Raw genomic sequence first — 17,937 nt, 5'->3', positions numbered from 1 at the left:
GCCGGGGGCCTCCGGATGGGAGGCCCCCGGGCAGAGGGAGGTCACGGAGCGGAGATTCTCTCCTCAGGCTGCCTCGCTCTCCTCACGGTCCAGCTGCTTGAGCTGCTGGATGCGGAACCGGCGGGCGCGCATACGCAGCGCCCACGAGGACAGCGCCACCGCGAGGATCAGTGCCGCGCCGTTGACCAGCGGCGATGCCCACAACGGTGCACCCAGCAGCACCAGGCCCGAGGAGACGAAGGCCAGGAACAGCACGGCCACGAACAGACCGGGCACGTTCTGCCTGCCGGGTGTGAACGCCGTGGAGCCCAGGAACACCGCGGCGAAGATCGGCAGGAGCAGGCTGTTCGCCGCCCCGGAGGCCGTCGCCGAGCCGAGCTGGCCGGTGAGTACGACACCTGCGACGCCGGCCAGGGTGCCCCCGAAGGTGAAGGCAGCCACCCGATACAGGCCCGGTCGGATGCCGGTGAGTGCCGCAGCCCGTGGGTTGGCACCGACCGCGCGGAGCTTCCGTCCTACGGGCAGATAACGGAGGACCAGCGCCGTGACGAGCATGCAGACGATGCCGTAGTAGACCGAGAGCGGCAGTCCGAGCATCTCGGTACGGGCCATCGACGTGACGGCCTGCGGGACGGTCAGGATGTCCGCGCTGTTGCTGTAGGCCAGGCCGACCCCGCTCAGCAGGGTCGCCATGCCGAGCGTGGCGACGAACGAGGTCACCTGCAGTCGCTCGACGATCAGGCCGTTGACCAGGCCGACGACGGTGCTGGCCAGGACCGCGGCCACGACCGCGAGCGGGGTCGACAGTCCTTCGTTGGTGGTGAGGCCGGCCACCAGGATGTTCGCCACCGAGATGTTGGCCGCGACCGAGAGATCGATGGAGTCGGTCAGCAGCGGGATCATCACGGCGAGACCACCGATGATCACGGGCGTCTGCTGGTCGAGGGTGGACTTCACGTTGTCCCAGGTCGCGAACTCCTCGGGCCGGGCCAGGCTGAAGGCGACCAGCGTCAGCACGAGCAGCAGGAGCAGGCCGTACCTGCCGAGGCGGTGAGACAGGACGCCGACGCCCTCGGAGCCGGGCTGGTGACGTCGCGGAGCGGCGCTCGGCGCGCTCGCTCGGATCGGGGCGGTCATACCGTACCTCCGTATGCCATCTCGGTCAGCAGGTCGGCGTGGAGGCGGGACTCGTCGAGTTCACCGACGACCTGCCCCCGCCGCATGATCAGGGCGCGGTCGCACAGGTCGACCATTTCCTGGAAGTCGGTCGTGATGACCAGGGCCGCGGTGCCCTTGGTCTCGCACTCCGAGCGGATCTCCTCGTGGATGTCGGCCTTGGCGCCGACGTCGACGCCCGCTGACGGTTCGTTCAGGATGATCAGACGGCGGTCGAAGCCCAGCCATTTGGCCAGCAGGATCTTCTGTTGGTTTCCGCCGCTGAAGGTGGACACGTCGCGGTCGGCGAGGGGCGGCGACACCCGGAACGTTTCGAGCAGCCGACGGCAGGTCGATTCATCGGCTTTGCCGCGCAGTGGGCGCCACCACGGTCCGGGCGGGCTCATCAGCATGTTCTCGGCGGCGGTGAGGGAGGCGGCAAGGCCGTCCGCCGCCCGGTCCGCGGGGACGAATCCGATCCCGGCCGCCAGTGCGGCACGCACACCGCTCGGCCGGTAGGGGCGCCCGTCGAGAGTGAGGGTGCCTCCTACGAGGGGCATGTCTCCGACGAGGGTCCGGCCGACCGCGAACTGGCCCGCGTCGGCCAGTCCGCACAGACCGAGGACCTCTCCTTCGTGGAGGGTTAGCGAGACCGGTCCGAAGCCCCGGCCGCGCAGCTCCTCGACGGCCAGCCTGACGGATCGGGCCGAGCGCGCCCCTGCCCGTCGCACCGCCCGTGCCGAGGCATCGCCTCGGCCGGTGATCAGGCGGATGAGCTCCGTCTCGGACAGTTCCTCCGCGGTGCGCACCGCGACGGTTCGTCCGTCGCGGAGGACCGTCACCCGGTCGCAGACGCGGAGGACATCCTCGCTGCGGTGGGTGATGAGGACGCAGGCCACCCCGTCGGCGCGCAGTCCGGCAAGGAGGTCGAACAGCTTCCTGGCCTGCCGGGCTTCGAGGTAGGCCGTCGGTTCGTCGAGCACGATGAGCCGGGCACCGTGGGCCAGCGCCCGGCACACCGCGACCAGGGTCTGATCGGCAAGCGGCAGTTCGCCCACGGGCCTGGTCACGTCGCATGCGAAGCCGAGGCGGTCGACCACGGCCTGAGCCGCCGCCACCGAGGCCGACTCGTCGATCAGCCCGGCTCGCCGGACGTACCCACTGGACAGAGCGATCGTGTCCGCGACCGAGAACTCCGGGAAGAGTCCAAGATCCTGGTGGATGAAGGCCAGACCCGCTCCCCGGCGTTCGCCGGGGCCGCCTGAGGCGGGCTCCCCGAAGAAGCGCAGCTCTCCGTCGTCGGGTCGTTCGACGCCGGCCAGGAGCCGTACCAGCGTCGACTTGCCGGCGCCGTTCTCGCCCAGCAGGCCGTGGATCTCACCGGCGCGGACCTGGAAGTCCACTCCGGCGAGAGCCGTCGTCGGGCCGTACACCTTGCGCAGGCCCACCGCGTCGACCGCCGGTTCGGCGGCGAGAATGCCGCTGGGCGAAGCGTCGTTGAGCGGGTTCTCACTGGTCATGTCAGTTCCTGACCCCGAGGACCGTGTCCTTGAGCGAGACGTTCCAGGCCTTCTCGTACGGAGAGAGCCAGTCGTTCGCCTTCAGCTCGGCCGCCGTGATCGACGCGTAGTCCGGAGCCGAGGAGTCTTCCTTCGTCCAGTACGTGACCGGCAGCCGCAGCGCGTCCTGCGCCAAGGGCTTCTCCCCCTGGGCGAGCCGGCTGACCTGGTCGATCGCGGCAAGGGCCAACATCGCCTCGGGATGGTGCACGACCACGGGCACCTTGCCGTCCTTGAGGAGCTGGATACTGCCCGGCCCTGCGGTGTTGACGATGAGCTTGGCGTCCCGGTCCCGGGAGGCGCTGATGCCGTTCAGCGCACCCGGCAGCGGCGCGGACCCGTTCGGCCACAGCACGTAGTCGACGTCGGGGTCCGCGGCCAGAGCCGCGGCGACACTGCTCTGCGTCTTCGTCGGGTCGATGAAGACGTCAGGGTTGAACTGGATGCTCTTCGTCGAACAGCCCGAGCACGCCTTGAGGTACTTCTCGGCCGCCGGGACATTGGCGTCGCTGAAACCGGGTGCGCTGACCACCAGGGTCTTCGCCTTGCCGTTGCTCTGCGCGACCGCCCAGGCCGCGAGGAGCGCCTTCTGGACTCCTTCGGCAGCGGGAACGTACGCGTCGTAGCCGCCACCGCCCGTCGTGTCCTGGTGGATGCCGACGGTGTGGATGCCCTGGGCACGGGCCTTGGTCAGCGCGGGGGCGATCCAGGTGGCCGGGACGACGGAAGCGACGATGGCGGTGGGCTTGTAGAGGATCGCCTGCTGCATCGCCGCCAGCGCGCCCTGCTGGGTGGGCGTCGCGGCCTGGAAGACCTTCACGTCCCAGCCGAGCTTCGGGCCGATCTTCTCGATCAGATGCGTTTGGTACACCGGGCTACCCACGGGGAACGCGTACACCACCGCCACCTTGATCTTCTTGCCGGTGGGCAGCGCGCTGGGGGTGGGCATGTCCTGCGGCTTCCACGCCACGAGCTTGGTGGCGGCGACCGTCCCGAACGAGGGACCTGTCACCGCGCCCTTGGCCGCCTTGTCCAGCAGCGCCCGCGACTGCGACACATAGTCGGCGCCCCCACCGGTCGAGCCGGTCGAGCCGGCGGCAGCGGTATCGGCCCCGCCGGACGAACATGCGGCCAGCGTGGCCAGCGCCAGCGCGCCGACCAGTGACCTTGTCAGAGTGATACAGCGAGACGCCCGTCCATTGCGGGCCAGTGGCTGCACAGCGACCTTCATGTACTTCTCCTGCCTCGTCGCAGGTGGAATGAGCCTGACTGAGCCGGTTCGACGAGTCCTGAAAGCCCTCGCCCGCACACAGCTCCTGACCATCTCCATGGAGGCCACGTGACGTCGGTGGGGGACCACGTGACGCCGATGACGATAAGGGCAACCCACCCAAAGAACAACACTTTCTCGTCTCAATAGAGTTTTTTGTTTTAGATGTGACGCACCTTCGGCGATCTCCCGGCACGGGGCGAACAAGACGGTGAATCCGGCGCGACAACGACTCACGGGGCGCCCCGAGATCGAAACAATTACCTGCACACGACAGGGAATGGAGAAGTAGATCACCTCGTGACACACCGCCGAGGGGACCGAGAACAACAGCACTCGAAGCGTGCGGCGCCAAAGGATCGGAAATGATCAATAACAACTTTGCGGCAGCCGTTCGGAAAAACACAGCAGATCACAGTCGCCCTGTGCCATTCCGCGGCGAGGGCGCGGGCGCTGACCTTGTCGTCCTCGCCCCGCAGCAGGCGCGTCGGCGTTCCGATCCACGACAGAACGCCCGGCAGTTCCGGGTGGAACGGGCCGGGCATGAAGCCGGAGCGCCCTCCGCTCGCGCACACCGAACGCTGCCGCCAGGACGAGCGGCCGCCGGCCATCCCGCGATGAAATGCCCGACGAGTGAAGGGGCGAGTTCCGTGGTGCCGTACGCCGGCACGAGCGGGGCCACCACCCGGAAGCGGTCGGCCGGAGCGGTCAGGAATCCTCATGCCCATGGACGTCACGGAAGCGACGGTGGTGGATCGCGCCGCAGGGGGATGGCGACCGACGCCAAGAAGACGTCGGTATCCGGCACTGCGGCAACGCTGGTCACCCACACCGTGATCCGGCGGCCGGCGTCCACGGTGAAAGCCGAGAGTCTCGGCATCAGGCGCGGTCGGGAGCGAGCGGTACGGCCGCCGGCCGCCGGATGAATCCAGCCGGTCCGAGCCTGTCGGATCGCGCTCGGTGAGAAGCGCCGCGCTCCCTGCCGGGTGTCCTCCCGGCCAGCTTCGTCCTTCTGGTCACCCCGCCCTCGGCTCAGCCGTGCGGGCCACCGGCGACGTACAGGACCTGTCCGGACACGTAGCCTGCGGCCTCGCCGACGAAGAAGGACACCGCGTGGGCGATGTCCGCCGGTGTGCCACCGCGGGACACCGGGATCGTGCTGATCACGGCCTTCTTGAAGTCATTGAACGGAACGCCCAGCCGTGCCGCGGTCGCCACCGTCATCTCGGTCTCGACGAATCCCGGGGCGATGGCGTTCGCGGTGACGCCGAACTTGCCCAGTTCGATCGCGAGGGTCTTGGTGAACCCCTGGAGGCCGGCCTTGGCCGCGGAGTAGTTCACCTGGCCCCGGCTGCCCAGGGCCGAGACGCTGGAGATGTTGACGATCCGGCCCCACCCGGCCTCGGTCATGAACCGCTGGGTCGCACGGGTCATCAGGAACGAGCCGCGCAGATGGACGTCCATCACCGCGTCCCAGTCCTGTGCACTCATCTTGAACAGCAGGTTGTCCCTGGTGACACCGGCGTTGTTGACCAGCACGGTCGGCGCGCCCAACCGCTCGGCCACCCGCTCCACACCCGCCTGCACCGCCTGCTCGTCGGCGACGTCGACCCCCACCGCGAGGGCCCGGCCGCCTGACTGCTCGACCTCGGTCACCACCTGCTTGCAGGCGGCCTCGTCGAGGTCCAGTACGGCGACCGCGCAACCGTCCTGTGCCAGCCGCCGGGCCACGGCGGCGCCGATTCCGCGGGCCGCGCCGGTCACGATGGCGACGCGTTCGTTGTGGGTGCTCATGTCGGCTCTCCTGCCGGATCGGAAATCAGGTGGACGCCGGGCTCAGAGTCCCGAGCCCGGCGCTTCGGTCGGGTTCAGTCCCCCATCCGCGCGACCAGACGCGCGTCCAGTCCGCCCTTCGCCAGACGGGAGAGGCCTGTGGCGATGTCCTCGAAGGCGATCGTCTCGGTGGCCGGGCTCAGCTCGCCGGTGGCCATCAGCTCGTACACACCACGCTGCGCGTCCGGGGAGGCACCCAGCGCGCCGACCAGGGTGACCTGCTTCATGATCAGCGACTTGGTACTGATCGTGGTCTCCAGCGCCGCCATACCCGGGAGGACGACCCGCCCGCCACGCCGGACCGCGTCCACGGCGGCCCCTGTCGTCGTACCGGCGCCTGCGAAGTCCACGACCACGTCCAGTTGCTCGTCCGCCAACTCCCGGATGTCGCTGACGATCCGCTTGGCGCCGACCTCCCTCGCGAGCGGCCAGACGTTCTGGTTGCGGGTGGCGACGTAGACCTCGTAGCCCTTGAGGACCGCGATCCGCGTGGCGATCTGCCCCAGACCGCCGAAGCCGATGATGCCCACCTTGTCACCGGGCTTGGCCTGACCCACGCCGACCAGGGCGTGGTAGGAGCAGGCGCCGGCGTCCGCGCCCACGGCGGCGTGCTCCCAGGGGACGCCGGCGGGAATGCGGATCAGATCCTGGGCCCGGGCCAGCATCTTGGGGGCGTAACCGCCGTCCCGTTCGTGGCCGGGCATGGAGTCGTAGGTGAGGAAGACGCTGACCGAGTCACCGGTCTTCCACTCGGTGACGCCTTCGCCCACCTCGCCTATCACACCGGCGATCTCATGTCCGAGGGTGATGGGGTTCTTGCTCCCGTGCCGGGGCCAGTTCTCGTCCTCCAGCATGCCGATGTCGGAGTGACACAGACCGGCGGCCTTGACATCGATCACGACTTCGCCGGGGACGGCGACGGGTTCCGCCACCTCGTTCAGGACGAGGGGCTCATGGACCGCGGTGAACTGCCATGCCTTCATGCGCGCAGCGCTCCTTGTACGAGTACGAACGATTACGAACAGTGACGAATAAGGGCAAACGAATACGCGTGATGCAGATGACGTGAGCAGTGGGTGTACCTTCGCCGAGCTGTGCGGTCAGCGCGGCAGCCCCATCCCCCGGGCGACCAGGTTGCGTTGGATGTCACCGGTGCCGCCGGCGATCACGCCCATGATCGAGGCACGGAGACCTTCCTCGAAGTACCCGTCGCCGACCGCGCCCTCGGCCCCGTGGTGGTAGAGAGCGTCCGGGCCGAGCAGTGCGACGGCGGTGGCGTTCAGGTTCTCGGCCAGCTCGGTCGCCGAGATCTTGGCCATCGGCGCCTCCTTCCGCGCACCGTCGCCGGAGGCCATCGCCTCGACCGCGGCATTGACCAGGGCGCGCGCCGCCTGCAACCGAACGGCCAGGCGGCCGATCTCCGGCCGCAGGTCCGCCCTGCGCTTCGGCGGCACCAGCTCCGGGTGCTCGGACACCAGCCGCACGAGCCGGTCGAAGGCCCGGTGGGCCTTCATGACGCTGGCGCCGATCAGGACCCGCTCGGCCGCGAGCGCGACGCTCAGGGCCGCCCACCCCTGGTTCTCCTCGCCGATGAGCCGGTCCTCGGGGATGAAGACGTCGTCCCAGAAGGTCGTCGCCGAGACGTCACCACCGAGAGACCGGTGTCGCTGGACGGTGATGCCCGGCGAGTCCAGGTCGACCAGGAACAGGCTGATCCCGGCGTGCGGCGGGGTGGCCTGCGGCGCGGTCCGGGCGGCGAGCACGATCATCCGGGAGTCGGGCACGCAAGTGCCCCACAGCTTCTGGCCGTTGACCCGCCAGCCGCCCGGCACCCGCTCCGCGCGCGTCCGCAGGGAGGCCAGGTCGGAGCCCGCGCCGGGCTCGGAGTAGCCGAGTGCGACGGACAGGTCGCCGCGCCGGATCTCCGCCAGCAGCAGGTCCCGCAGCCCGGGCGGTCCGGCCTTGATCAGCATCGGCGCGATGGAGTTGATGCCCATCCAGATATTGCCGACCGGAGGGTCGCTGTAGGCGATCGCCTCGGAGAAGGCTGCCGCCTCGGCCGTGCGGAATCCACCGCCGCCCACTTCGCGGGGCCAGCCGACACCTATCCAGCCACGGTCCCGCAGTACGGCGCGCGCCGTGTCGTCCCACCAACTCAGGCCGGCCGGAGGCCCGCCCGTCCACGGCTCGAAGGCATCGAGGACCTCCCGGCGTATCCGCTCCGCCTCAGGGCCCAGGTCGAAGTCCGGCAGCCGCGCGCCCTCGTCGAGGAGCCGGTCGCCCACACCCGTCGGACTGGCGGCCGCCGACAGTACGGACAGGTCGGCATGGGCCCGGCGGAACAGCCAGGGCGCCTCGTGTTCCTCGAAGTAGCCCACTGCCGCCAGGGTGTGGTGCCCGTCGAACTGGAGTTCGGCAAGGGTTCCGGTGACGAACTCCAGGTGGATCTCCGCCGCCGTCCGCCACTGCTCATCACCCTTGCCGAGGAGGGCCATGGCGTGGTCCAGGAGCTGCCCAGCCGCGGTCAGCGCGGTCTCGACATCGACGAGCCGGTGGGACACCGCCTGGAAGGAACCGACCGGCTTGCCGAACTGCTCGCGCTGACAGGCGTGTTCGACCGCGAGCTCGTGGGTTCGCCGCACCGCGGCGAGGGCTCGGGCGGCCAGGCCGGTACGCCGCAGCAGGAGCAGGTCCGGATGGTCCTCCAGTTTGGCGGTCCACTCCGGCGGCCCGGACAGACGCACCTCGGACCAGGCTGGAACGGCCAACCCGGGCAGTGGCGTGACGACGGCACCCTCCAGGGCGTGCCAGGCCAACAGGCCCGCTTCCTGGTCGACGGCCAGGACGTGCGTGGCGTCGGTCCCGACCTCAAGGTGCCGTACGACGACGGTGTCGCCGCTCACCCGGCCGCGCGCCACATGGGCCAGCACCGGGCGGAGGGAGCCCTGGGCGATCTCGCGGACGGCGGAGCCGTGGCCCCGGTCCTCCAGTACGCCCGCCGCCAACGCGGTGTCGACGACGGGCAACGGACAGGCGACCCGGCCCAGTTCCTCCTGCACCGCGATCGCGGCGGGGGTGAGTTCCCGGCCGGCGAGGTCCGTCCAGCCCTGTCGGGCGGCCACCGCCCACAGTCCGGTCAGGTCGCCCCCCTCGGCGGTGGTGGCCGTCGGCCAGTGGCGGGAGCACTCGCCGCGTACGGACTCGCGCAGGGCGTCCAGGTCCGCAGCGTCCATGCCGCCCCAGGACGCGCCGGACGTGTGCGCCGGCGGCTTCCCGTCCGGTCGTTGTCGGTTCATGCTTCTCCTCGTTCCGGTGCGGGTCGGGCCGACCGGATGTCGAGCCGTCCGGCCTCGCGGTCGGACCTCAGCTGTGTCTTGAGCACCTTTCCGCTCGGATTGCGCGGCAGGAGCGGCACCACCGCGATGTGGCGCGGGTGCTTGTAACGGGCGAGGCGCTCCGCGCACCACTGCACGAGTTCGGCGGGCGTGGGCGGGTCGTCCTCGGCGTCGGCGACGACCACCGCGAGCGGAGTCTCGCCCCACTTCTCGTCGGGTACCGCGATCAGCGCGACCTCGCGGACCTTCGGGTGGGCGGCGAGCACGTTCTCCACCTCCGCGCAGTAGATGTTCTCGCCGCCGGAGATGATCATGTCCTTCTTGCGGTCGACCACGTAGAAGTAGCCGTCCTCGTCCTGCCGCCCCAGGTCACCGGAGTGGAGCCAGCCGCCCCGGAACGCCTCCGCCGTCTCGGCCGGCTTGTTCCAGTACCCCTTCATGACCGCCGGGCCCCGGTAGACGATCTCGCCGATCTCACCGCGCGGCACGTCGTTCATGTCGTCGTCGACGACGCGGACTTCGACGTTGGCCAGCGGGGTGCCCACCGAGCCGATCCTGCTCAGGGCCTCGTCGCCGCGGAGCATGGTGACGATGGCGCTGGACTCGGTCTGCCCGAACGCCGTCTCCACCGAGGCCCCGGGAAACGCGCCGATGAGTCTGCGCAGGAACGTGGTCGTCGCGGGAGCCGCGCCCCAGGCGACGCGCCGCAGCGCCGACAGATCACGTCCGGCGATGCCGGGTACGGCGCAGATCAGCTCCCACTGGGCGGGGACGAAGAAGCAGGACGACACGCGTTCCCGCTCCAGCAGATCGACCACGCCGGCCGGGTCGAACCCGCCGGACGGGAGGACGACGATGCGCCCGCCGCGCATGAGCGTGGGCAGCATCCCGGACAGCCCGGCGATGTGGAACAACGGCGTCGCGGCCAGCCACACCTTGTCGTCCGGAGGGAGGCCGAGGTGCGTCATGACACTGAACGCGTGCATCAGCAGGTTGTGGTGCGTGAGCACGGCGCCCTTGGGACGCCCGGTCGTACCCGAGGTGTACATGATGAAGGCGGGGGCCTGCTCGTCGACCGGCGCACCCTCGTAGCGCGGCGACGCCGTGCGCAGCGCCTCCTCGTAGTCCTCACCGGAACCGTCGTGCTCGGCTCCGAACACCAGGCAGGGACCTGTGTGCCCAGCCTCCTTGCGGGCCTCGGCCATCGTCTGGGCCAGCGCGTCCTGTACGACGACGGCGGCGGCCCCGCTGTCCTCCAGCACGTAGGCGATCTCGTGGGCGACGAGCCGGAAGTTCACCGGGACGCAGATCGCGCCGAGCCGGCAGCTGGCGAGGTAGGCCTCCAGAACCTCAAGAGTGTTGAACCCGAGCACGACCACGCGGTCGCCGGGGCCCACCCCACGGTCGCGCAGAGCGCTCGCGAGGCGGTTGACCCGCTCGTCGATCTCGCCGTACGTCCGCTGTGTCCCCGCGCAGCAGAAGGCGACCTCGTCGCCGACCGTGCGGGCGTGCCGGGCCAGCTGGTCGGCCAGGGTCATGCCGCGGCCCGGCAGCGGTGGTGCCGAGCCGGTCGTGCTGTCGGACATCGTCGTGCTCTCCCTGTCGGACATCGTCGTCCCTTCCGGAGCGTGAGCGCCGGAGCCGGTCACAGAGCGGTCATGCCGCCGTCGATGAGAAGGTCCACACCCGTGAGATAGCCCGCCTCGTCGGAGGCCGCGAACACGGCCAGCGACGCCACGTCCTCGGGGGTGCCCATCCGGTTCGCGATCAGCGACCGGTCGATCAGCTCCTGCTCCGCGCCGGGGTGCTTGGAGAGGTAGTTCCGGTCGACGACGGGGGTCTTGATGGCGCCGGGGCTGATCGTGAGGGCGCGGATCCCGTGGGGCGCGCCGTCGGACGCAACCTGGCGGGTGAAGGCCAGCACCCCGCCCTTGGCCGCGCAGTGGGCGGCGAATCCCTGACCGGGGGTGGCGACGTACGCCGACGTCGACGCGGTGTTGATGACGACTCCGCCGCGTTCGGCGAGGTAAGGCCAGGCGAACTTCGTCACGTAGAAGACGAGGTCGAGCTCGTTGCGCATGGCGTACCGCCAGTCCTCCACCGAGAGGTCCGGCAGGGGCGCGAAGCGGGGTGAGGAGGCGTTGTTGAAGACCACGTCGATGCGTCCGTGGACGGCGGCCGACTCCTCGACCCAGGTACGCGCGGCCTCCGGGTCACCGAGGTCCACCGGCGCCATGCCGGTCATCCTGGCCCCGGTCGCCGCCACCAGCTCGACCGTCTCGCGGTTGCCCTCGTCGGAGAGGTCGCAGCCGATGACCAGGGCGCCCTCCTGGGCGAACCGGACGGCGGCCGCCCGGCCCATGCCGCTCGCGGTTCCGGTGATGAGGGCGACCTTTCCCGCAAGGCGTCCGGTCATCGGTCGGCCTCCTGACTCGTGTCGGCCACGGCGGCCGGGAGGAGCTCCGGGTCCTCGCGGAAGAGCAGGTGTCCGCGTCCCGGGAAGGTGCGCAGTTCGGCGTGCGGCAGCGCCTTCTGCCATGCGGCGGCGTGGGGCAGCGGGCTGACCCTGTCCTCCTCGCCCCACAGCAGCAGTGCCGGCGTGGTGATCCGGGCGAGGGTGTCCGCCAGCTCCGGGTCATGGGGACCGGGCATGATCCGGGTGCGTGACACGTGCTCGCGCTCGCGGATCGCCCGGAACTCCGGGTCCGGCCCGCTGGGGAAGCGGCCCTCGAAGATCCGCGGGTCGGTGGTCATCAGGGCGAGGCGTTCGGCGGGGGTCATCGAGGCCAGGTCCGGCACGGTGCACTCGGGGACGTTCATGCCCCAGGGCGCCCCCAGGACCAGTCGGCTCACCCGCTCCGGGTACCGGGCCGCGAAGTGTGCCGCCCGCCATCCGCCCAGCGAGTGGCCCACCAGGACCGTCCGCTCGATGCCGAGTGCGTCGAGCACGTCCCGCGTGTGCCGCGCCACGTCCTCCCGGCTGCTCACGGGAGGGTCGAGTTCGGTGGATCCGTATCCCGGCAGGAGGGGTGCCACGACCCGGAAGCGGCCGGAAAGGGCCGTCAGGAAGTCGAGGCCCTCCACGATGCCGCCGCCGTGCAGGTAGACGAGCGGCTCGCCGGTGCCGTCCACGCGTACCTCCGTGGATCGCCCCCGTACGTCGATGGTGGTGCCGGCGAGGGTCATTCGTCCACCGCCTCGCGGACCGCCGGGATGACGTGCTCGGCGAAAGCGTCCAGCGTGCGGGTGCCCTCCTCGGTCGTCATGTCGCCGAACGGGATCATGAGGACGAAGTAGTTCGCGTGCCCGCGCCGCGCCTGCTCGACGTAGTAGTCGCGCACCTGCTCGACGGTGCCGGCGATCGCCATGCCGGATTCCAGGGGGTCCTGGTTGAGCACCGCCTGGGCGACCGGGTTGTCCATGGCGGGCAGCTCGGTCTGCAGGTGCGGCGGAACGTTGCCGCGGGCCCGCGTGATGGACTCCTGGTAGTAGGACCACGCGCGGCGCAGGATCGCCTTGGCCTCCGCCTCGGTCGGGGCGATGACGACCGACTGGGTCTGGCCGATCAGCGGGTCCTTGACGTGCGGGTTCTGGTGACCGGGCACTTCCCGGCTGGCCGCGCGCAGCTCGTCGTAGCGGGCCCGCGCCGCGGCCGTGACGGGGCCGGTGGTCACGAAGTTGTGCCCGCCGCGTCCGGCGACCTCCACGTTGCCGGCCGTCCACAGCGGCGGGTACGGGTGCTGGACGGGTTCGAACGGGAGCTTCAGCTCCATGAAGTCGTAGAAGGTGGAGTCCTCGCTGGAGATGATGCCCGTCTCCCATGCCTGGAGCAGCATGGCGGAGATCTCCTTGGCGCGTGCCGAGGCCTCCTCCGGGTCGTGTCCGAACTGCAGGTGCTCGAACTTGGTGATGCCCTTGCCGAGCCCGAGTTCGAGCCGGCCGTGGGACAGCACGTCGAGCATCGCCAGGTCCTCGTAGACGCGGACCGGGTGGTGCAGCGGAAGGCAGACGACCGTGGGGATGAGCTTCAGGCGTGTGGTCTCACGGGCGAGTGCGGCCAGGAACACCGAGGCGGACGGGGAGGCCGAGAGCCGGTGGCCGTGGTGCTCGGCGAGGTGGAATCCGTAGAAGCCTGCCTGCTCGGCCCGCTTGAGGAAGGCGATGCGCTCCTCGTAGAGGGCCTGGACGCCCTGGTCACCGCTCATCTCGATGTGATCGAAGATCCCGAACTGAATGGGCACGGGTTGCTCCTTGGTCAACCCCACCGGGAGAGCGGTGGGAGGGGGTGCGAGGGGAGGCGGCGGGTACCGGCGTACGACGTGGTACCCGCCGTGCGGCCGGGGCCGAACCGGAGGCTCAGCCCCGGCCGTTCACTGGCGGAAGGACTTGGGCCAGATCCCCTGCTTGCCGGGGGACAGGATCCCGTTCGGGTCGACGGCGTCCTTGATCCTCTCCACGAACCGGAGATAGGCGTTGTCGCCGAAGCTGTACTGCGCCTGCGCCAGATCCATGTTGGCCAGGTGGGCGCGGTACTCGCCGAAGCCCTCGCGTCCCGCGTCCTCCACCACGCGTCGGCACACCTCGTAGCCGCGCTCGGTGTCGGACGCGTTGAGGACGTCGAAGATCACTCCGAACACGTGGATGTAGCTGCGGGAGTTGATCAGGATGGGATTGGCGAAGTAGTCCAGTCCCATCTCCCGCTCGATGAAGTTCTTCAGGAGGGTGTGCAGCCGGAAGGCCTCGTTGCCCTCCAGCGGCGAGACCAGACCGGTACCGGTGTGGGCACCGGCGTCGGTCCCGTACCAGCGCAGGAAGCTGAGCCACTCCAGGCTCGGTGCGCCGCCGAGCACCCGGTCCGGGAAGCTTTCCAGGCCGGCGATGTCCTCCGGCGCGTGCTTGGTGAAGAGCACCCGCCCGCCCTCGATCTGCCCGATGGCGGCGGTGATCTTCTCGATCTTGTGGTCGGTGACCGCGTTGTCGTCCCACAGCGCGCCGTGCACGGTCCACCGGCCGATCCCCAGGTCGCCCGCGATCTGGTCCACGACGTGGTCCGGGGTCGGCCCGTCACCCTCGTACCAGCGCGACCGCTCTCCGGTGATCGACGCGAGGGTGAGCGTGTTGTACATGACGGGGACGCCCTCGATCGTCCGGTCCATGCGCAGCCGGCGCATGGTGTCCATCAGCGGAACCAGATCCGTCTCGCGCGGGACGTGCATCCAGAACGGGGCGTACACCTCCGGCTTCGGCATGAGCCATACGCCCATCTTCACCACGACGCCGAAGTTGGACTGCATGAACAGCGGGTCGAGGGTCGGGCCGAGGCCGCGCCGGTAGAGGTGCCAGGCCTTGCTGCCCGGCAGGGCTCCCATGCCTGTGCGCAGCACCTCGCCGTTGGCGAGGACCACCTCCATGCCGCAGGGGGCCTGGAAGTCGGCGCCGTAGGGGAGGTAGGTCGTACCGTGCTCCAGCGAATTGCCGATCACGCTCCCCCAGCCCAGGTCCGTGGTCGACACCATCAGTTTGTGTCCGCCGGCCTCGATGGCCTCGTACAGCTGGGACCAGGTCACGCCCGGTTCGACGACGGCATATCCCATCTCCTCGTTGATCTCCAGGACCCTGTTCATCCGGCGCAGGTTCACCACCACGGAGCCCTGCACCCGGGGCGAGCTGCCGCCGAGGCCGTTGTTACGTCCGGTGGAGGTGGTCCAGATCGGTACGCGCTGCTCGTTGGCGATGCGCAGGATCGCCTGGATCTCCTCGACGGACGCCGGCTGGACGACCCCCGAGGCCTCGAACTGGGGCCAGTCCCGGTGCCAGAACGGGTCACGGAACTCGAGTGCGTCCTCACCGGTGAGCACATGCGCGTCACCCACCACGGCTCGGAATGCGTCAAGGGCCTTCTCGAGCTCTGCGCTCGACAGACCTGCGGGGACTACGGTGGTGTTCAACTTGCCTCCGTCCCGCGCGTCACCGGCTCTGTCACAAAGGTGCGACATCAGCCAGGCGGCTCTGCGCGTACACGTCGTTGTGATGGAAAAGGCCCCTGAACAGGACCGTAACTTCTTAGAATGACAATGTCACGACCGTCGTCGCAGATTTGTTTAGCTTTTCTGCGAGTCCGGACCCGGCGCGCGGACCACGTGGGCGCGCAGCCTCGTGCCGGTGTCGTCGACCCAGCCCTTGGACACGGCGAACGCCACCATCGCGTCGAATTCCCGCGCCCAGGCCTGGTCGCCCTCTCGGGCACAGGCGGCGCGCAGCTCCTGCGCGGACACCCATGCGTGCGTGGGCGACTGCATCCGCACCAGCGGTGCCGCGATCCGGTCGATCTCCTCGTCGGGAGCCTCACCGGCCACCTCGACGCTCAGTCGTCTGAGGTCGTCGGCATCGCGCACCTCGCAGCGCCGGCGGCCGACATCCACATGGACAATCATGCGACTCTCCTTGCCGTGCGGGCGATCGGAGTTTTCCCGTCGCCTCTCGGCCTTCTCCGGCTCATCCGGCCCCGGTCAGCGTCACACCGCCGTCGACGACCAGTTGCTGTCCGGTCAGCCAGCCGGCGTCCTCGGACAGCAGAAACGCGACGACACTGCCGACGTCCTCGGGGACACCGAGTCGCTTGAGCGGGTAGGCCGCGGCCACCTCCTCCTCGCGCCCCTCGTACAAGGGAGCCGCGAACCGGGTCTTCACCACGGCCGGGGCCACCTCGTTGACACGGACGGACGGGCCGAGCTCCACCGCGAGCTGCTGCGTGAGATAGGTGAGCAGCGCCTTGCTCGAACCGTAGACGCCCATCCCGGGCGCCGGGCGCAGTGACGTACCGGACCCCACGTTCACGACGGCGCCGCCGTGCTCGCCCATCCAGGCCTGGTGCGCCTGCTGCACCCAGGACAGGGCGGCGACGCAGTTGACCTCGATGATCTTCCGTACAGCGGCGAGGTCCACCTCGACCAGCGGTCCGTAGATCGGGTTGATGCCCGCGTTGTTGACCAGGAAGTCCAGGCTTCCGAACGTCTCGACCGCCCGCTTCACGGTCTCCGCCTGATGGTCCGGGTCGTCGGCCTTCCCCGCGACGCCGAGAGCGTGATCGGGACCGCCGAGCGACGCGACGGCCTCGTCCAGCGCCTCCTGCTTCCTGGCGGTGACGACGACCTTGGCGCCCTCGTCCACCAGACGCTGGGCGATGCCCAGACCGATCCCGCGGCTCGCTCCGGTGACGACGGCCGTCCTGCCCGTGAAGCGTCCTGTCATGTCTTCCTCCTCGTTTCCCTTCCCGTCTCGTCCCGCAGGTCCGCAGGGGTCCTAGCTCAGCCGCTCGACGATCATCGCCATGCCCTGCCCGCCGCCGACGCACATGGTCTCCAGCCCCACCTGCTTGTCGTGGTGCCGCAGCGAGTTGATCAGCGTGCTGGTGATGCGGGCGCCGGTCATGCCGAAGGGATGCCCGACCGCGATGGCGCCGCCGTTGATGTTGACCGTGTCCTCGTCGATGCCGAGTTCACGGACCGAGGGGATGACCTGTGCCGCGAAGGCCTCGTTGATCTCGACGAGGTCGATGTCGCCGATGCCCATACCCGCGTGGACCAGTGCCTGGCGGGTGGCCTCCACCGGCCCGAGGCCCATGATTTCCGGCGACAGGCCGGTCAGTCCGGTACTGACGATGCGGGCGAGCGGGGTGATGCCGAGTTGCCGCGCCTTCGTGTCGGACATGATCACGACCGCGGCCGCTCCGTCGTTGAGGGGGCAGCAGTTCCCCGCGGTCACGGTGCCGTCCGGCCGGAAGACGGGCTTCAGCTCACTGACCGCTTCAACGGTGACCCCGGGGCGGGGGCCGTCGTCCCGGCTCACCACCGTGCCGTCGGGGAGGGTGACCGGCGTGATGTCCTCGGCCCAGAAGCCGTCCGCGATCGCCTTCTCGGTGCGGTTCTGGCTGCGCACCGCGAACGCGTCCTGCTCCTCGCGTCCGACTCCGTGCAGCGCCGCGACGTTCTCGGCGGTGTGTCCCATCGCGATGTACACGTCCGGCAGGGCCCCCTCGTCCCGCGGATCCGTCCAGGCCCGGCCGGCCGAAGCGATCTCCTCCGTCCGCGCGCTCGCGTCGGCGAATGCCGGGTTGAGGACATCGGGACGCAGGTCGGAGTTCTCGGGGCCGCCGTACCGGCTCACGGTCTCCACCCCCGCGGAGATGAAGACGTCACCTTCGCCCGCCCTGATCGCGTGCAGCGCCATCCGGGTGGTCTGGAGACTGGAAGAACAGAAGCGGTTGACGGTGGTGCCGGGTACCTGGTCGAGGCCGGCGAGCACCCCCACGATCCGGGCCATGTTGAACCCCGAGACACCGGACTGCTGACCGCACCCCAGCATGAGGTCGTCGATGTCGACCGGGTTCAGCTGCGGAACCTGGGACAGGGCCGCGCGCACCATCTGCACGGTCAGGTCGTCGGGGCGTATGTCCCTGAGCGACCCCTTGAAGGCTCGGCCGATGGGGGAACGGGCGGTGGCGACGATCACGGCTTCGGTCACGGGGACTCCTAGAGTGGCGAAACGCTGCGGCTGGAGACCCGGCACAGGAGGCCGCTCCAGATCCGAGGCACGGCCGGCAACCGCGACCGCGCTGTGCATCCGGTGAGCACCATACCCTTCACGAAACACTTTTGGAACGCCATGCGCGATTTCGTTAAACATAGATCCTCTACGCCCACGATTCCCCAAGTCCAGCCCCGCCACCACCTCCATCACGGCACCTCAGATCCAACGGATCCTCGAAAGCACTGACGGTGATCTG

General features: G+C 69.7%; 14 protein-coding genes. All 14 read right to left on the bottom strand.

Going from position 1 to position 17,937, the window contains the following annotated elements; genetic code table 11:
* Positions 1-63: 63 nt before the first annotated feature.
* The 14 genes from ACWGKQ_RS05100 to ACWGKQ_RS05035 all read right to left on the bottom strand — a co-directional run bounded on the left by ACWGKQ_RS05100 (position 64) and on the right by ACWGKQ_RS05035 (position 17,675).
* The gene (locus ACWGKQ_RS05100; protein WP_453290472.1) at positions 64-1,137 is read right to left on the bottom strand and encodes an ABC transporter permease; all 1,074 of its coding nucleotides are present in this window, start codon (positions 1,135-1,137) and stop codon (positions 64-66) included.
* On the bottom strand, positions 1,134-2,675 hold the full coding sequence (locus ACWGKQ_RS05095; RefSeq protein ID WP_453290471.1) for a sugar ABC transporter ATP-binding protein: 1,542 nt from the start codon (positions 2,673-2,675) through the stop codon (positions 1,134-1,136). The genes ACWGKQ_RS05100 and ACWGKQ_RS05095 overlap by 4 nt, the downstream gene beginning before the upstream one ends.
* 1 nt (position 2,676) lies before the next feature.
* Positions 2,677-3,945, bottom strand: coding sequence for a sugar ABC transporter substrate-binding protein (locus tag ACWGKQ_RS05090; protein WP_453290470.1), 1,269 nt, complete (start codon positions 3,943-3,945; stop codon positions 2,677-2,679).
* 1,071 nt (positions 3,946-5,016) lie between these two features.
* A complete protein-coding gene (gene fabG, locus ACWGKQ_RS05085) occupies positions 5,017-5,778 on the bottom strand; it encodes a 3-oxoacyl-ACP reductase FabG (RefSeq protein ID WP_453290469.1) in 762 nt (253 codons plus the stop codon).
* Between the two features lie 74 nt (positions 5,779-5,852).
* A complete protein-coding gene (locus ACWGKQ_RS05080; protein ID WP_453290468.1) occupies positions 5,853-6,800 on the bottom strand; it encodes a zinc-binding dehydrogenase in 948 nt (315 codons plus the stop codon).
* Between the two features lie 117 nt (positions 6,801-6,917).
* Positions 6,918-9,113, bottom strand: a complete 2,196-nt coding sequence (locus ACWGKQ_RS05075) for an acyl-CoA dehydrogenase family protein (RefSeq protein WP_453290467.1) — start codon at positions 9,111-9,113, stop codon at positions 6,918-6,920.
* The gene (locus ACWGKQ_RS05070) at positions 9,110-10,738 is read right to left on the bottom strand and encodes a long-chain-fatty-acid--CoA ligase (RefSeq protein ID WP_453290466.1); all 1,629 of its coding nucleotides are present in this window, start codon (positions 10,736-10,738) and stop codon (positions 9,110-9,112) included. Before ACWGKQ_RS05070 ends, ACWGKQ_RS05075 begins: the two co-directional genes overlap by 4 nt.
* A 59-nt stretch (positions 10,739-10,797) precedes the next feature.
* Complete coding sequence (locus ACWGKQ_RS05065) at positions 10,798-11,568, bottom strand: SDR family NAD(P)-dependent oxidoreductase (protein WP_453290465.1); 771 nt, start codon at positions 11,566-11,568, stop codon at positions 10,798-10,800.
* Entirely contained in the window at positions 11,565-12,338 is a 774-nt protein-coding gene (locus tag ACWGKQ_RS05060; RefSeq protein ID WP_453290464.1) for an alpha/beta fold hydrolase, read from the bottom strand. Before ACWGKQ_RS05060 ends, ACWGKQ_RS05065 begins: the two co-directional genes overlap by 4 nt.
* On the bottom strand, positions 12,335-13,393 hold the full coding sequence (locus ACWGKQ_RS05055; RefSeq protein ID WP_453290463.1) for an LLM class flavin-dependent oxidoreductase: 1,059 nt from the start codon (positions 13,391-13,393) through the stop codon (positions 12,335-12,337). The genes ACWGKQ_RS05060 and ACWGKQ_RS05055 overlap by 4 nt, the downstream gene beginning before the upstream one ends.
* Positions 13,394-13,522: 129 nt before the next feature.
* Positions 13,523-15,100 (bottom strand): FAD-binding oxidoreductase, encoded by a 1,578-nt coding sequence (locus ACWGKQ_RS05050; protein WP_453290462.1) that lies wholly within the window; start codon positions 15,098-15,100, stop codon positions 13,523-13,525.
* Positions 15,101-15,253: 153 nt separating this feature from the next.
* Positions 15,254-15,586: a hypothetical protein gene (locus ACWGKQ_RS05045; RefSeq protein ID WP_453290461.1), complete on the bottom strand. Its 333-nt coding sequence runs from the start codon at positions 15,584-15,586 to the stop codon at positions 15,254-15,256.
* A 61-nt stretch (positions 15,587-15,647) separates the two neighbouring features.
* Complete coding sequence (locus ACWGKQ_RS05040) at positions 15,648-16,403, bottom strand: SDR family oxidoreductase (protein WP_453290460.1); 756 nt, start codon at positions 16,401-16,403, stop codon at positions 15,648-15,650.
* Between the two features lie 51 nt (positions 16,404-16,454).
* Positions 16,455-17,675 (bottom strand): acetyl-CoA C-acetyltransferase, encoded by a 1,221-nt coding sequence (locus ACWGKQ_RS05035; RefSeq protein ID WP_453290459.1) that lies wholly within the window; start codon positions 17,673-17,675, stop codon positions 16,455-16,457.
* Positions 17,676-17,937 lie beyond the last annotated feature (262 nt).

This window comes from Streptomyces sp. NPDC054770 (assembly GCF_053611985.1).
This window is presented reverse-complemented; position numbering and strand designations above follow the sequence as displayed.

Coding starts and splice junctions, on each gene's coding strand:
- ACWGKQ_RS05100 (WP_453290472.1), bottom strand. CDS start 1,137: ATGACCGCCCCGATCCGAGCGAGCGCGCCGAGCGCCGCTCCGCGACGT.
- ACWGKQ_RS05095 (WP_453290471.1), bottom strand. CDS start 2,675: ATGACCAGTGAGAACCCGCTCAACGACGCTTCGCCCAGCGGCATTCTC.
- ACWGKQ_RS05090 (WP_453290470.1), bottom strand. CDS start 3,945: ATGAAGGTCGCTGTGCAGCCACTGGCCCGCAATGGACGGGCGTCTCGC.
- fabG (WP_453290469.1), bottom strand. CDS start 5,778: ATGAGCACCCACAACGAACGCGTCGCCATCGTGACCGGCGCGGCCCGC.
- ACWGKQ_RS05080 (WP_453290468.1), bottom strand. CDS start 6,800: ATGAAGGCATGGCAGTTCACCGCGGTCCATGAGCCCCTCGTCCTGAAC.
- ACWGKQ_RS05075 (WP_453290467.1), bottom strand. CDS start 9,113: ATGAACCGACAACGACCGGACGGGAAGCCGCCGGCGCACACGTCCGGC.
- ACWGKQ_RS05070 (WP_453290466.1), bottom strand. CDS start 10,738: ATGTCCGACAGCACGACCGGCTCGGCACCACCGCTGCCGGGCCGCGGC.
- ACWGKQ_RS05065 (WP_453290465.1), bottom strand. CDS start 11,568: ATGACCGGACGCCTTGCGGGAAAGGTCGCCCTCATCACCGGAACCGCG.
- ACWGKQ_RS05060 (WP_453290464.1), bottom strand. CDS start 12,338: ATGACCCTCGCCGGCACCACCATCGACGTACGGGGGCGATCCACGGAG.
- ACWGKQ_RS05045 (WP_453290461.1), bottom strand. CDS start 15,586: ATGATTGTCCATGTGGATGTCGGCCGCCGGCGCTGCGAGGTGCGCGAT.
- ACWGKQ_RS05040 (WP_453290460.1), bottom strand. CDS start 16,403: ATGACAGGACGCTTCACGGGCAGGACGGCCGTCGTCACCGGAGCGAGC.